Annotated in this window: 12 protein-coding genes; 9 read left to right on the plus strand and 3 right to left on the minus strand. The window is 63.4% G+C overall.

Annotation, left to right across the window (positions count from 1 at the left end):
- The first annotated feature begins 104 nt into the window (after positions 1-104).
- The 5 genes from FNL14_RS15320 (at position 105) to FNL14_RS15340 (ending at position 7,536) form a co-directional block, all read left to right on the plus strand.
- Complete coding sequence (locus tag FNL14_RS15320; RefSeq protein WP_142061500.1) at positions 105-1,877, plus strand: ABC transporter family substrate-binding protein; 1,773 nt, start codon at positions 105-107, stop codon at positions 1,875-1,877.
- A gap of 267 nt (positions 1,878-2,144) precedes the next feature.
- The gene (locus tag FNL14_RS15325) at positions 2,145-3,830 is read left to right on the plus strand and encodes an ABC transporter substrate-binding protein (protein WP_091415311.1); all 1,686 of its coding nucleotides are present in this window, start codon (positions 2,145-2,147) and stop codon (positions 3,828-3,830) included.
- 124 nt (positions 3,831-3,954) lie between these two features.
- A complete protein-coding gene (locus tag FNL14_RS15330; protein ID WP_091415314.1) occupies positions 3,955-4,884 on the plus strand; it encodes an ABC transporter permease in 930 nt (309 codons plus the stop codon).
- The gene (locus FNL14_RS15335) at positions 4,874-5,818 is read left to right on the plus strand and encodes an ABC transporter permease (RefSeq protein ID WP_091415317.1); all 945 of its coding nucleotides are present in this window, start codon (positions 4,874-4,876) and stop codon (positions 5,816-5,818) included. The genes FNL14_RS15330 and FNL14_RS15335 overlap by 11 nt, the downstream gene beginning before the upstream one ends.
- Positions 5,819-5,829: 11 nt before the next feature.
- Positions 5,830-7,536: an ABC transporter ATP-binding protein gene (locus FNL14_RS15340; protein ID WP_142061549.1), complete on the plus strand. Its 1,707-nt coding sequence runs from the start codon at positions 5,830-5,832 to the stop codon at positions 7,534-7,536.
- Between the two features lie 85 nt (positions 7,537-7,621).
- Here the strand turns inward: FNL14_RS15340 and FNL14_RS15345 are convergent, their stop codons facing one another.
- Positions 7,622-8,485, minus strand: a complete 864-nt coding sequence (locus FNL14_RS15345; protein WP_142061552.1) for an SGNH/GDSL hydrolase family protein — start codon at positions 8,483-8,485, stop codon at positions 7,622-7,624.
- Positions 8,486-8,757: 272 nt separating this feature from the next.
- Between FNL14_RS15345 and typA the strand changes: the two genes are divergently transcribed.
- Complete coding sequence (gene typA, locus FNL14_RS15350; protein WP_091415324.1) at positions 8,758-10,686, plus strand: translational GTPase TypA; 1,929 nt, start codon at positions 8,758-8,760, stop codon at positions 10,684-10,686.
- A gap of 118 nt (positions 10,687-10,804) precedes the next feature.
- On the opposite strand, the gene FNL14_RS15355 is transcribed toward typA, so the two are convergent.
- Positions 10,805-11,044 (minus strand): hypothetical protein, encoded by a 240-nt coding sequence (locus FNL14_RS15355; RefSeq protein ID WP_142061556.1) that lies wholly within the window; start codon positions 11,042-11,044, stop codon positions 10,805-10,807.
- Between the two features lie 150 nt (positions 11,045-11,194).
- Between FNL14_RS15355 and fdxA the strand changes: the two genes are divergently transcribed.
- From fdxA to FNL14_RS15370, 3 genes are all read left to right on the plus strand, one after another.
- Positions 11,195-11,521, plus strand: coding sequence for a ferredoxin (gene fdxA, locus FNL14_RS15360; protein ID WP_009356972.1), 327 nt, complete (start codon positions 11,195-11,197; stop codon positions 11,519-11,521).
- Between the two features lie 14 nt (positions 11,522-11,535).
- Positions 11,536-12,684, plus strand: a complete 1,149-nt coding sequence (dapC, locus tag FNL14_RS15365; protein WP_142061559.1) for a succinyldiaminopimelate transaminase — start codon at positions 11,536-11,538, stop codon at positions 12,682-12,684.
- Positions 12,685-12,948: 264 nt separating this feature from the next.
- Complete coding sequence (locus FNL14_RS15370; protein WP_142061562.1) at positions 12,949-14,235, plus strand: citrate synthase; 1,287 nt, start codon at positions 12,949-12,951, stop codon at positions 14,233-14,235.
- A 146-nt stretch (positions 14,236-14,381) separates the two neighbouring features.
- On the opposite strand, the gene galE is transcribed toward FNL14_RS15370, so the two are convergent.
- On the minus strand, positions 14,382-15,395 hold the full coding sequence (galE, locus tag FNL14_RS15375) for a UDP-glucose 4-epimerase GalE (protein WP_142061565.1): 1,014 nt from the start codon (positions 15,393-15,395) through the stop codon (positions 14,382-14,384).
- Positions 15,396-15,426 lie beyond the last annotated feature (31 nt).

Consider the following 15,426-nt stretch of genomic DNA (forward strand, 5'->3'; position numbering starts at 1 on the left):
CTTCAATTGCTGGTGGGTTCGCCGGGGACCTTATCCTGACTACAGGGGCGTACTCCCGGCGCTTCCGGCTGGACCGCCCGGGAAAAGTAAAACAAGGAGGCGGCATGCCGGTCAGGCGTCTGATGAAGTTCATCACCGCGGCGGCAGCGTCTGCGCTGGTGCTTTCGGGCTGCTCAGGCGGCGGAGGCACCACCCCCGTTGTGGTGGGGGAGGCAAAGCGCGGCGGCAGCGTCACCGTCGCCGAAGTCAACGCGTTCTCGTCGTTTAATCCCTACAGCGCCGACGGCAACACGGACATCAACTCCAAGATTGGCTCGATCACGCACTCGGGCTTCTACTACCTCGACGATGCGTCCAAAGTGGTGCGGAACGAAAAGTTCGGGCGGTTCGAGAAGGTTTCCGACAATCCCCTGAAGGTCAAATACACCGTCAACGAGGGCGTGAAATGGTCCGACGGCGAGGCGATCGATTCGGGCGACCTCCTGCTGGCCTGGGCTGCGGGTTCAGGCTACTTCAACGATGCCGATCCCATGGCCGGAACAGGAACCACGTACTTCTCCACCGCCTCCGACACCAGCGGGCTGGCAGGAACGGTCCTCCCCGAGCTCGGGGAGGACGGACGCTCCATGACCCTGGAGTACTCCGTGCCGTACGCGGACTGGGAGGTGGCGTTCGACGTCGGTCTGCCGGCCCATGTGGTGGCCGCAAAAAGCGGCCTGAACGATGAGGCGGACCTCATCGACCTGATCAAGGATTCACCCCGAGGAGACGTGGAGAAGCCTGCGCCCAACACTGCGCTGAAGCGGGTCAGCGACTTTTGGAACTCCGGATTCGATGCCAAGTCACTGCCCGCGGACCCCTCGGTCTACCTCTCCAGCGGGCCCTACATCGTCCGGGACATTGTCCCTGAGTCGTCCATGAAGCTGGTCCGCAACCGGGACTACACCTGGGGCCAGGAGCCCTGGCTCGATGAGATCAACGTCCGGTTTACCGGAGCTTTGCCTGCCGCCGTGGATGCCCTGCGGAACGGCCAGGCGGACATCATCTCGCCGCAGCCCTCGGCCGAAACGGACAGTCTTTTCGCCGGCCTCGCCGAGCAGGGGAACACGGTGGACCGTTACAGCCAATCCGGCTACGACCATCTGGACCTGAATTTTTCCGGACCCTTTGCGGACGGGGACGTCCGGAAGGCCTTCCTCAAGGCAGTGCCGCGCCAGGCCATTGTTGATGCGGTCGTCGGCGGCCTCCTGCCAGACCCCAAGCCCCTTGACTCACACGTGTTCCTGCCGGGACAGCCCAAGTACGCGGACACCGTAAAAAACAACGGCTCCGGCGACTACGCGGACGTGGACGTCGATGGAGCGAAGGCGCTCCTGGATGGCGAGACCCCCACCGTCCGCATCCTGTACAACCGCGACAACGCCAACCGGGCCAAGGCTTTTGCCCTGATTCGCGATTCCGCAGCGCTGGCAGGCTTCCAGGTGGTGGACGCCGGACAGGGCAGCGCGGACTGGGCGAAGGCCTTGGGTGGCGGCAGCTACGATGCTGCATTGCTCGGCTGGATCGGCACCGGGGTGGGCGTCAGCCGTGTTCCCCAGATTTTCCGCACCGGTGCCGGCAGCAACTTCAATGGATTTTCCGACGGCGAAGCGGACAAGGTGATGGAACAGCTCGCCGGCACCACCGACCTTGCCAAGCAGGACGAACTGCTGGCCGAAATCGACAAGCAGGTGTGGGAGAACGCCTACGGGCTGCCGCTCTACCAGACCGTCGGCACCACGGCCTACAGTGCCCGCGTCACCGGCCTCAAGCCAAGCCCGGGACCGCTCGGAGTCTGGTGGAACGTCTGGGACTGGCGTCTCACGAAGACCCCGTAACCGCTTTCGCCGCCGTCGTGGCGCGCTTCACACTTTCGATTCGCCGATAATCGTACCGGCGAGTAGCATGTGACTTGCACAACTTCCGTTTACCGGCTAGATCCCTGGAACGGCCCGGTCACGGTTTGGCAACGGAGTACCAGTATCTGGACTTCGTGCAGTTAGGCTACTCGTATATGTAGGTTGCGTCACAGTTCAACGCTGGGTCTCGCCTGCGGGGAAGCACAAAGATTCCCCTCGTTTCTCCCACAACTCATAGGAGGCGGAATGCGTTTTACGCGCACTTCCAAAGCACTGGGCATCGTGGCAATCGCCGCGCTTGCCCTGACCGGCTGCGGCGCTGGAGGCGGCAGCAATGACGGTGCCAGCGAATCTGCCGGCGACCCGAACAAGGTCATCACCGCTTACAGCAACGAACCACAAAACCCGTTGCTGCCGGCAAACACTGGTGAAGTTTACGGTGCACGCGCCGTCGAACTTCTTTTCGAGGGCCTTCGCACCTACGATCCGAATGGCAAGCCGGTCAATTCCCTTGCCGAATCCATTGAATCTTCTGACTCACAGAACTGGACCATCAAGGTCAAGCAGGGCACCAAATTCACCAACGGCGAACCCATCACCGCCAAGACTTTTGTGGACTCCTGGAACTTTGCCGCAAACTCCAAGAACCTGCAGCAGAACGGGTTCTTCTTCGAATCCATCGAGGGGTACGCCGAGGTGTCGGCAGTAACCACCGAGAAGTCGGCTGACGGCAAGACCACCACCACCCCGGCTCCCACGGCTGAGACCATGACCGGTTTGGCAGCCACCGACGACTCCACCATCACGGTGAAGCTGGCCCAGCCAGAGGCTGACTGGTCACTGCGCCTCGGTTACATTGCATTCGCACCGCTCCCGTCGGCCGCGCTGAAGGACCCGAAAGCGTTCGGCGAAAACCCGATCGGCAACGGCCCGTACAAGATGGAAAAAGAGGGGGCGTGGGTTCATGACCAGTCCATCTCGCTGGTGAAGAACGCTGACTACAGCGGACCGCGCGCAGCAAAGAACGGTGGCGTGACCTTCAAGTTCTACACCGATCCGGGCCCCGCCTACACGGACTTGCAGTCCGACAACCTGGACGTTACAGATGTTCTGCCCTCTAACGCTTTGAAGACCTACGTTTCGGACTTCCCGGACCGTAACGCCACCAAAGCCGTGGCTACGAACTCCACCCTGAACATCCCGGGCTACAACCCGAACTTCCAGGGCGAAGCCGGCAAGCTCCGCCGCCAGGCCCTGTCCTACGCCATCAACCGCGAGGAAATTGCTAAGGTGGTCTTCAATGGGACCCGTACGCCGGCCAAGGCATTCGCCCCGCCGGTCATCGACGGCTTCAAGGAAGGCCTTAAGGGCAGCGAGGTCCTCAAGTTCGACGCCGCCAAGGCGAAGGACCTGTGGGCGCAGGCTGAAAAGATCCAGCCGTACGACAACTCCAAGCCGCTCCAGATTGCCTCCAACACTGACGGCGGCAACAAGGAATGGATTGATGCGGTAACCAACGGGTTCAAGAACAACCTCGGCATCCAGGCTGAAATCCAGCCGTTCGCCAAGTTTGCTGAAGTCCTGAACCTGCGCAAGTCGCAGCAGCTGCCCGGCCTGACCCGGTCCGGCTGGCAGGGTGACTACCCGTCGCTGTACAACTTCCTGGGTCCTGTCTGGGCAACAGGCGCACCGTCGAACTACGAGAAATACTCCAATCCCGAGTTCGACAAGCTCCTCCAGGAGGGCCTCGCCTCCAAGACTCCTGACGAGGCAAACGCGAAGTTCAACCAGGCGCAGGAAGTCCTCTTCGAGGACCTTCCGGGCTTGCCGCTCTGGGATCAGGCACGGCCGATCGTGTGGAGCAATAACGTTGTGAAGGCCGAGACCGGCTGGAACGGCGGCATCCGCTACTTCGATATCACGGCCAAGTAGTCCCAGATCTAGCTTGCCGCCAGGCAGATTGGGGGTCCGGTTACGGCCGGGCCCCCATTGGCTTGCAACGGCAGGAAGGCACCAATGACACTGTATTCTTCCCATCCGGAAGGCTGGTGATCCGGTGGTCCGCTTTATTCTGCGCCGACTCCTGCAAGTGATCCCTGTTTTCCTCGGCACCACCCTTTTGGTCTATTACATGGTGTTCGCCTTACCCGGCGATCCCATTGCGGCGCTGTTCGGCGATCGCCAGCCTCCGCAGGCCGTTATCGACACGCTGCGCAGCCAGTACCACCTCAACGAACCCTTTTGGGTCCAGTACGGGCTGTTCCTGAAGAACCTCTTCACCTTCAACCTCGGCAACGACTTCACCGGCCAGCCCATCGCGGCAAGCCTGGCACGCGTTTTCCCCGTGACCGCCATGCTGGCGATTGAGGCACTCGCCATCCAGGCCGTTTTCGGTGTGGCCTTTGGTGTTTTCGCCGGCCTGCGCCGTGGCGGCTGGTTCGACTCCACCGTTCTCGTGGCGTCCCTGGTGGTCATCGCGGTTCCCACCTTCGTCCTCGGCTTTGTGTTCCAGCTCGTCTTCGGCGTGCAGCTGGGCTGGGCGAAACCGACAGTAGGCGCCAACGCAGACTGGGGCAGCCTGCTGCTCCCGGCTGTGGTCTTGGGGCTGGTGTCCTTCGCCTATGTGCTCCGCCTGACCCGCACATCGGTCAGCGAAAACATGAACGCTGACTATGTCCGGACTGCCACCGCCAAGGGCCTTTCACGCCCTCGGGTGGTCCTGGCCCACATCCTGCGTAACTCGCTGATACCCGTGGTGACCTACCTTGGCGCCAACCTGGGCGGCCTAATGGGCGGCGCCATCGTCACCGAAGGCATCTTCAACGTTCCGGGCGTGGGCAACAAGCTGTACCAGGCAGTCCTCCGCAGCGAGGGACCCACCATCGTTTCCATCGTCAGCGTGCTGGTGCTGGTGTTTGTGGTGGCCAACCTGCTTGTAGATCTCCTGTATGCCTGGCTTGACCCGAGGATCCGCTATGACCAGTAATAACAGCCACTACGTGGCCCCCATCGAGGAAACCCCGCTGCTGGCCACGGATGCGGTCAAGACTGACCAGGCACCCCTCAGCCTGTGGTCGGACGCCTGGCGCAAGCTCCGCCGTCGTCCGCTGTTCATTATCTCGGCGCTGCTCATCCTGGCCCTGGCAGTGGTTGCGCTGTTCCCCGGCCTGTTCACGTCCGTTGCCCCCAATGAAGGCTGTGAATTGGCCAATTCGGAGGGCGGCCCCATGGCCGGGCACCCCTTCGGCTTCACGTTCCAGGGCTGCGACATCTACTCCCGGGTCATTCATGGCACCCAGGCGTCAATGTCCGTCGGTATCCTCTCGGTGCTGTGCGTGTTGGTCATCGGCGTCACCTTCGGTGCCCTCGCCGGCTACTACGGTGGCTGGATCGACGCCGTGCTGGCCCGCCTGGGCGACATCTTCTTTGCGCTGCCGCTCATTCTTGGTGCGCTGGTCATCACCCAGCTGCCCTTTTTCCGCGAGAACAAAAGCGTCTGGACCGTGGTCTTTGTGATCTCGCTCCTGGCGTGGCCGCAGATGGCCCGCATCACCCGCGGTGCCGTCATTGAGGTGCGTAACGCGGACTTCGTCACGGCAGCCCAGGCTTTGGGCGTCTCCAGGTTCAGCGCACTGGTTCGGCATGTGTTGCCGAACGCCCTCGCTCCGATTATTGTCCTGGCCACCCTGGAACTCGGCGTCTTTATTGTCGCCGAAGCAACGCTGTCCTTCCTGGGGATCGGCCTGCCCCAGAGCATCATGTCCTGGGGTAACGATATCGCCGGCGCACAGGCATCGATCCGAACCAAGCCGGAAATCATGCTGTACCCGGCCGCGGCTCTTTCCATTACGGTACTGAGCTTCATCATGCTGGGCGACGCCGTGCGTGACGCCCTCGATCCGAAGAGCCGCCAGCGATGAGAGACAAAGAGATGACAACTCCAGAAATACGCATCGCGGAGGCAGGCACCACGGGAACCAGGCCGCTGCTGGAGATCCGTGACCTCGCCATCACCTTCAAGACCAGCGGCGGGGAAGTCCAGGCGGTCCGCGATGCGCACCTGACCATCATGCCCGGCGAAACCGTGGCCATTGTGGGGGAGTCCGGCTCCGGCAAGTCCACCACTGCGCTGGCTGCGATCGGCCTGCTTCCCTCGAACGGCCGAGTTTCGGGCGGCCAGATCCTCCTCGACGGCGAAGACATCGCGCATGCACCGGAAAAGCGCATGATCGAGTTGCGCGGAAACACCATCGGCATGGTGCCGCAGGACCCGATGTCCAACCTGAACCCGGTGTGGAAGATCGGCTACCAGGTTCGCGAAACACTCCGCGCCAACGGCCGGCCCAGCGGTCCGGATGACGTCGCCAAGGTACTCTCCGAGGCCGGTCTGCCGGACGCCCACCGGCGTGCCAAGCAGTACCCGCACGAGTTCTCCGGCGGCATGCGGCAGCGTGCCCTGATCGCTATCGGGCTCTCCTGCCAGCCCCGGCTGCTGATCGCTGACGAGCCCACCTCAGCACTCGATGTCACAGTGCAGCGGCAGATCCTGGATCACCTGGACACGATGACTACCGACCTGGGCACCGCCGTGCTGCTCATCACCCATGACCTGGGGCTGGCAGCCGAACGGGCCGACAAGGTAGTGGTGATGTACCAGGGCCGCGTGGTGGAGGCAGGACCTTCCCTGGAACTGCTGCAAAACCCGCAGCATCCTTACACCAGGAGGCTCGTGGAGTCCGCACCGTCCCTGGCCAGCCGAAGGATCCAGGCTGCCAGGGAACAGGGCGTGGAGGCCGCGGACCTGCTTGCCCCGGCAGCCGAGCCCGCCGCGGCGGATAACGTCCTCCAGATCCAGGACTTGCGCAAGGTGTACAAGCTCCGGCAGGGACTGGGTAAATCATCGGACTTCGCGGCCGTGGACGGCGTCAGCTTCGATGTGAAGCGGGGAACCACCACGGCGATCGTGGGGGAGTCGGGGTCCGGGAAGTCGACGGTGGCCAAGATGGTCCTCCAACTGGAGAAGCCCACCGAAGGCAGGATCCTGTTCGACGGCGTGGACACGTCAGCCCTCAAACCCGGGGACCTGTTCAAGTTCCGGCGCCGGGTACAGCCCATCTTCCAGGACCCCTACGGTTCGCTCGACCCGATGTACAACATCTTCCGGACGATCGAAGAACCGTTGCGGGTCCATAAGATCGGCAACAAAGAGAGCCGGGAGAAGAAGGTCCGGGAACTGCTGGACCAGGTGGCACTGCCGCAATCGGCCATGCAGCGGTACCCGAACGAACTCTCTGGCGGCCAGCGGCAGCGTGTTGCCATTGCCCGTGCGCTTGCCCTTGACCCGGAAGTCATCATCTGTGACGAAGCGGTGTCCGCCCTGGACGTGCTGGTGCAGGCACAGGTACTGAACCTGCTGGCTGACCTCCAGGCCAACCTGGGGCTGACGTACCTTTTCATCACCCATGACCTTGCTGTGGTCCGGCAGATTGCCGACCATGTCTGCGTGATGGAAAAGGGACGCCTGGTGGAGACCGGCTCGACGGACGACGTCTTCGAATCCCCCGAGCAGGACTACACGAAGGCGCTCCTCAATGCCATCCCAGGTGCGAAGCTGATGCTTCCACCGGAAGTCGCTTAGCCGCCTTTCGTCCCTATAAACGTGTGGAGCCGGAGCCTGTTGGCTCCGGCTCCACACGTTTATGGCTGCACGCCGTTAAACCCTGTCAGTCCTGGAAGGAATCAGTCCCGCTTCCGGCCGCCAAAGCCGGAGTCTGTTCCACGGTCAGCTTCCGCTCCAAACCCAGGTCCCGGAGCCGGCGCTCCAGCAGCGCCCCCAGTGCGCGGCGGCCATTGGGATTCATATGCACTGAGTCCGCGAGGTCCTTGGCCAGGCCGTACCTGGTGAGCCAGTCGCCCACCGAAACAAAGGGGAGGTTGTGGGCGGCGGCTACCGAGCCCAGCAACGTATCAACCTCCGTCCGGCGCCCGCCCCCGTTGCCTTCGCCGCGGGCCAGCGTCCCTATCATGGCAATGCGGGTTCCCGGGTAGCGGTTCCTGAGCTCAGTGATCAAACGCTCCGCGTTGCCGGTGATCCGGCTGTCCGACGCTCCGGTTGTAGCGTCGTTGCCGCCGCCTTGGATAACGATGAGCGCCGGTGTACCGGAAGGCAGGAGCCAGTCACCCCGCAGGAGGGCATCAATGTAATTGCCCGTATTTCCGTTGGCGGACACGAACCCGGTGCCGCCCCGCCCGCAGTAGTACACCTGGTACCCCGCGGCCTCCAGGCCTTGGCGGGGCCAGCCATCGGTTGGTTCCGATTGCGAGTCCCCAATCAGGAGGACCGTCCTGCTGATGTTGGGGACCACGGCTTCAAGCCGCCCATTAGCCGGATTGAGGATTCGTGAACCGGCCGCAGCCTGATGTGTTGCGGCAGTCCCGGGCTGCCCCGCAGCGGCGGCCTGCGCTTGGGACGAGGCAGAAGACCCGGCCGGCATTCCGCAGCCGGACAAGGCAAGGAGACAGGACACCGCGATCACGGCGGCGGCTCCAGACGCCGCAGAACGGGTCCGGGCCTGGGCTTTTCGCATGTGGTGTCTTTCGGGCTTGCATGGAGTATCAGAGCAATCATGTGGCATGGAGGCAGGTTTGGCCAGTGATTTTGGTCACTGATTTTCGCCGGCCGCGTTGACGCAGAGCGGCTGTGGGCCCTGCTGGCTGGCAGAAAATTTAGGCCTATTAATGCCGCAGACGCTAGACTGGGGGAAGCAGCCCTGTGCAAAGGGCATGATCCGTCGTGCGTTCCAGTTGGAAATGTCGCGATACAACAGCTGACTTTCACCACTGAATCGAGCCATTACGCATGTCTGAAACCACCACCAACACCGCGGTAGCCACTGCATCACGCAGTGACCTCCGCAACGTCGCGATTGTGGCCCACGTTGACCACGGCAAGACCACCCTGGTCGACGCCATGCTCAAGCAGACCAACTCCTTTGCCGAGCACAACCACCTCGAAGACCGCGTGATGGACTCCGGTGACCTTGAGCGCGAAAAGGGCATCACCATCCTGGCCAAGAACACCACCGTGGCATACAACGGTCCGTCGTCCAACGGCGAGACCATCACCATCAACGTTATTGACACCCCGGGCCACGCCGACTTCGGCGGCGAGGTGGAGCGCGGACTGTCCATGGTTGATGGTGTTGTGCTGCTCGTTGACGCATCGGAAGGTCCGCTGCCGCAGACCCGCTTCGTGCTCCGCAAGGCCTTGGCCGCCCACCTGCCCGTGATCCTGCTGGTCAATAAGACCGACCGCCCCGACGCGCGCATCGACGAAGTGGTCCACGAGTCCATGGACCTGCTCCTCGGCCTGGCGTCGGATCTTGCCGACGAAGTCCCGGATTTGGACCTGGACAAGGTTCTTGAGGTCCCGGTTGTTTACGCCGCCGCCAAGGTTGGCCGCGCCTCCCTGGAGCAGCCCGCCAACGGTGCCGCTCCGGACAATGAGGACCTTGAGCCGCTGTTCAAGACCATCATCGAGCACATCCCGGCGCCGACCTACAACCCGGAAGGTGTCCTGCAGGCACACGTCACCAACCTGGACGCTTCACCGTTCCTGGGCCGCCTGGCGCTGCTCCGCATCTACAACGGCACGCTGCGCAAGGGCCAGACCGTTGCCTGGGCACGCGCCAACGGTGAGCTCAAAAACGTCAAGATCACCGAACTGCTGGCCACCAAGGCCCTGGACCGCGTTCCGGCTGAGTCTGCCGGCCCCGGCGAGATTGTAGCCGTTGCCGGCATCGAGGAAATCACCATCGGCGAGACTTTGACCGACGCCGAGAACCCGCAGCCGCTGCCGCTGATCACCGTGGACGATCCCGCGATCTCCATGACCATCGGTATCAACACCTCCCCGCTGGCCGGCAAGGTCAAGGGCGCCAAGGTCACCGCGCGCCAGGTGAAGGACCGCCTGGACAAGGAACTGATCGGTAACGTCTCCATCAAGGTGCTCCCCACCGAGCGTCCTGACGCCTGGGAAGTCCAGGGCCGTGGCGAGCTCGCCCTGGCCATCCTCGTGGAGCAGATGCGCCGCGAAGGCTTCGAACTGACCGTGGGCAAGCCGCAGGTTGTCACCAAGACCATCGACGGCAAGATCCACGAGCCGATGGAACACATGACCATCGACGTACCCGAAGAGTACCTCGGCGCTGTGACCCAGTTGATGGCAGCCCGCAAGGGCCGCATGACCAACATGGCCAACCACGGCACCGGCTGGTGCCGGATGGAATTCATCGTTCCCGCCCGCGGCCTGATCGGCTTCCGCACCAAGTTCCTCACGGACACCCGCGGCGCCGGCATCGCGGCCTCCATCTCCGAGGGCTACGAGCCCTGGGCCGGCCCCATCGAGTACCGCACCAACGGCTCCATGGTCGCTGACCGCGCCGGCGTGGTGACTCCGTTCGCCATGATCAACCTGCAGGAACGCGGTTCCTTCTTCGTCAAGCCCACCTCCGAGGTGTACGAGGGCATGATTGTTGGCGAGAACTCCCGCGCCGACGACATGGACGTCAACATCACGAAGGAAAAGAAGCTCACCAACATGCGTGCCGCTTCCTCGGACACCTTCGAGAACCTGACCCCGCCGCGCGACCTCACCCTCGAAGAGTCGCTGGAATTCGCCCGCGAAGACGAGTGCGTCGAGGTAACGCCGGAGTCCATCCGCATCCGGAAGGTCATCCTGGACACCAACGAGCGTGCAAAGGCCAACCGCGCCCGCGCCAAGGCCTAGCCAGCACCGTAGTACCAAAGAAAGCCACCGGCACCCGCCGGTGGCTTTCTTCGTACCGCCGTGCGCAGTGAGGCCCGGCTTCGCCGGGCATGGGCAGTCCTGCGCACTGAGGGTCGGCTCAGGCGCGCGGCCTTCGCCGCTCCGGCGCCGGCGGAACCTCCTTGGCTGCCACAACAACCTCAAGGGGGATCACGACGTCGGCCTGCCGGGTGCGGATGGTGCAGGCACCGGAGTCGCACGCCACCAGGTGTCCCAGGGCGTCAGTGAGCCCGCCCTCGATGCGGTACCGCACCACCACCCGTGTTCCGGAAGCGGCGGCAAGGAGGAATCCGGCGGGGGAGGGGACAGGTAGACTCACCACTTCATACTAAATGGCTTCACACAAGGAGCCCGGCTAGGTTCGCAGTAACGGGCTGGGAGATAATAGGCTCAGATGTCAAGAGTCCGGCCAGGTTGCCGGACGCAACAGCCGGCGGGACGCCGGAACCAACGTGGAGAGGCAAGGGACGTGACGTACGTAATCGCGCAGCCGTGTGTAGATGTCAAGGACAAGGCATGTATCGAAGAATGCCCGGTCGACTGCATCTACGAGGGTGAGCGTTCGCTGTACATCCATCCGGACGAATGCGTCGACTGCGGAGCCTGCGAACCGGTATGCCCGGTGGAGGCCATCTACTACGAGGACGACACCCCGGACGAGTGGGCCGACTACTACAAGGCCAACGTTGAGTTCTTCGACGACCTCGGCTCACCGGGCGGCGCAGCGAAGATCGGCAACACCGGCAAGGACCACCCGATGATCGCCGCACTGCCCCCGCAGAACCAAGACCACTGACGCAGGCTGGAACGGTGACCGCAGCTGTGAATACGTTTGGCCTTGACCTGCCCGACTACCCGTGGGAGGCCATGGCGCCGTATCTCGCGAAGGCCTCGGAGCATCCGGGGGGAGCCGTCAACCTGTCCATTGGTACTCCGGTGGATCCCACGCCGGCGTTGATCCAGGACGCGCTGAAGGCCGCCGCCGACGCCCCCGGTTACCCCACGGTCCATGGCACGCCTGCCCTCCGGGAAGCCATTGCCGCCTGGTTCGAACGCCGCCGCGGTGTTGCCGGACTGGACCCGCGCAACATCATGCCCACGGTCGGCTCGAAGGAACTCGTGGCCTGGCTCCCGCTCCTGCTCGGGCTCAAGCCGGGGGACGTCGTCGTACGCCCCAAGGTTGCCTACCCCACGTACGATATCGGCGCAACGCTCGCCGGCGTCACCTCCGTGGCCACGGACAACCTGGACGAGCTCGACGACGCCACCCGCTCGCGTGTCCGGCTGATCTGGGTCAATTCCCCGGGAAACCCCACGGGCAGCGTCCGCGGCGTCGAATCCCTGAAGGCGCTCGTACAACAGGCCCGTGAACTGGGCGCCGTGGTGGCATCTGATGAATGCTACGCAGAGCTGGGCTGGGGCGACTGGGATGTCCAGCGCGGCGGCCAGCCTGTACCGAGCATCCTGGACCCGCGAGTGGCCGGCGGATCCCACCAGGGCCTGCTGGCCGTGTACTCGCTGAGCAAGCAGTCCAACGTGGCCGGCTACCGGGCAGCATTTGTGGCCGGCGATCCGGACCTGATGCCCAACCTCGTCAACAGCCGCAAGCATGCGGGCATGATCGTTCCCTACCCGGTGCAGGAAGCCATGCGGGTGGCACTGGGCGACGACGCGCATGTTGAGGCCCAGAAGGACCTGTACCGCGGCCGCCGGGAACGGCTGGTTCCGGCGCTGCTGGATTTCGGGCTGGAGATCAAGGAGTCCGACGCCGGCCTCTACCTTTGGTCCACGGCGGGAGAGAGTACCTGGGACACGGTAGCCCGGCTGGCGGAGCGCGGCATCGTGGTGGGTCCCGGCGTCTTTTACGGTGAGGCGGGCAACGGCTACGTCCGTGTGGCCCTCACCGGAACAGACGAGAGGATCGACGCCGCCGTGGCCCGGCTGGCTTCGGCGGCGTAATCAGCGCGGCTGCCCCGGCCGGCGCTAGGTCCGTAACAATGGTGTGACTCCGGACACATCTGACGCATTTTAGGGCCTTTTGGAACGTCGCGGATTAGTGGCACCCGCCAAGGAGCGGGTACTTTTTAAGTGACTATCAATGGTGGCTTTCTACAAGAAGGCAGCCCGGGTGTTGGAACCTGTCCTCTCAGGCTTCGTGCGCGGCTCACCTGATGTTGGATCAAGCTTTCGACAGAGGCCCAGACGCCTCATGAAGGGGACTCCATGACTGAGACCAACAATGCTGCGACCCTGCTCCACGCAGGAGGCGAGCTCAAGCTGCCGCGCATCCAGGTTGTTGAAGGAAACGAAGGCTACGACGTTTCCAAACTGCTGAAGCAGACGGGCGCAGTCACCTTTGACCCCGGCTTCATGAACACAGCAGCCACAACTTCGGCTATCACCTACATCGACGGCGATGCTGGCATCCTGCGCTACCGCGGATACCCCATCGAACAGCTGGCACAGCACTCCAGCTTCCTCGAGGTGTCCTACCTGCTGATCTACGGCAACCTGCCCACTCCCACGGAGCTGGACGAATTCGACCAGAAGATCCGCCGGCACACGCTGCTGCATGAGGAGCTCAAGGGCTTCTTCGGCGGCTTCCCGCGGGACGCGCACCCCATGCCCGTTCTGTCCTCGGCCGTTTCCGCGCTGTCCACGTTCTACCAGGACTCCCTGGACCCGTTCAACGCCGAGCAGGTGGAAGTTTCCACCATCCGCCTCATGGCCAAGCTTCCGGTCATCGCGGCCTACGCCCACAAGAAGTCCATCGGCCAGCCCATGCTGTACCCGGACAACTCGCACAACCTCGTGGAGAACTTCCTGCGCCTCAGCTTCGGGCTTCCGGCTGAACAGTACGAGGTTGACCCGATCGTGGCCAAGGCACTGGACCTGCTCCTGATCCTGCACGCGGACCACGAGCAGAACTGCTCCACCTCCACGGTCCGCCTGGTGGGTTCCTCCAACGCCAACCTGTTCGCATCCGTCTCCGCAGGCATCAACGCCCTCTTCGGCCCGGCCCACGGCGGCGCCAACGAGGCCGTGCTGAAGATGCTCCGCCAGATCCAGGCCGAGGGCACCAAGCCCGAGGACTACATGGAGAAGGTCAAGAACAAGGAAGACGGCGTCCGCCTCATGGGCTTCGGGCACCGCGTCTACAAGAACTACGATCCCCGCGCCAAGATCGTCAAGGCCACCGCCCACGAGATCCTGAGCAAGCTCGGCGGCAACGACGAACTGCTGGACATCGCCCTGCGCCTGGAAGAGAAGGCGTTGAACGATGATTACTTCATCCAGCGCAAGCTCTACCCGAACGTGGACTTCTACACCGGCCTCATCTACAAGGCCATGGGCTTCCCCGAGAAGATGTTCACCGTGCTCTTCGCCATCGGCCGCCTCCCCGGCTGGATTGCCCAGTGGCGCGAAATGATCAGCGACCCGAACACCAAGATCGGCCGCCCGCGCCAGCTCTACATCGGCGAGCCCGAGCGGGACTACCCCGCCCGCTGAATCCCCCGCGGACTCTAGTACGACGGCGGCCGCCCACCTCATCGAGGTGGGCGGCCGTTCGTCGTTAATCACCAGCAAAGCAACACGGGGTCACTAAACGCCCAATATGGGGTCCCCGAAGGGCAAGTAGTGACCCCGCGTTGCTGCTAGGAGTTGTATCCCTGGGGGTTGTTTTTTTGCCAGCGCCAGTGGTCCTCGCACATCTGGTCGATGGTTTTGGTGGTGGACCAGCTGAGGTCGGCGAGGGCCGAGGTGGCGTCGGCCCAGAAGGCAGGCAGGTCGCCGGCGCGGCGGCCGGCGATCTCGTAGGGGATGGGCTTGCCCACGGCTTTTTCGAAGGAGCGCAGGACTTCCAGGACCGAGGAGCCGGTGCCGGAGCCAAGGTTCCAGCGGAATACCCCGGTGCGGTCGGTGATGTGGTTCAGGGCAGCGAGGTGGCCTTCGGCGAGGTCCACCACGTGGATGTAGTCGCGCAGGCAGGTCCCGTCCGGGGTGTCGTAGTCGCCGCCGAAGACCATGAGTTTCTCGCGCCTGCCCACCGCGACCTGGGCGATGAAGGGGACCAGGTTGTTGGGGATGCCCTGGGGGTCTTCGCCAATCCGGCCCGAGGGGTGGGCCCCGACGGGGTTGAAGTAGCGCAGCAGGGCGATGTGCCAGCGGGTGTCGGCAGCCCCGAGGTCGGAGAGGATGTCCTCGATCTGTTCCTTGGTGCGGCCGTAAGGGTTGTTGGCGCCGATTTCCATTTTCTCGACGTACGGGATGGGATTGTGTTCGCCGTAGACGGTGGCGGAGGAGCTGAAGACGATGGAGCGGACGTTGTGCCGGTCCATGGTCCGGATCAGGTTCAGGGTTCCGACGAGGTTGTTGTAGTAGTAGTTCAGGGGTTCGCGGACCGATTCGCCGACTGCCTTGAGCCCGGCGAAGTGGATCACGGCATCGACGTCGTTCTCAGCGAAAACCTTCTCGACGGCGGCCTCGTCCACGAGGTCCACGTGGTGGAACTGTGCTGTTTTGCCGGTGATCTCGGCAACCCGGCGGAGGGACTCCTCGCTGGAGTTGACCAGGTTGTCGACGACCAGCACGTCATGGCCGGCTTCCTGCAATGACAAAACAGTGTGGGAACCGATGTACCCGGTGCCCCCTGTAACCAGAATTTTCATGCTCTCCACGCTATCCCAAGTGGTGCCGGTC

The sequence above is a fragment of the Pseudarthrobacter sp. B4EP4b genome, from assembly GCF_006680095.1.
Taxonomy (GTDB): Bacteria; Actinomycetota; Actinomycetes; order Actinomycetales; family Micrococcaceae; genus Arthrobacter.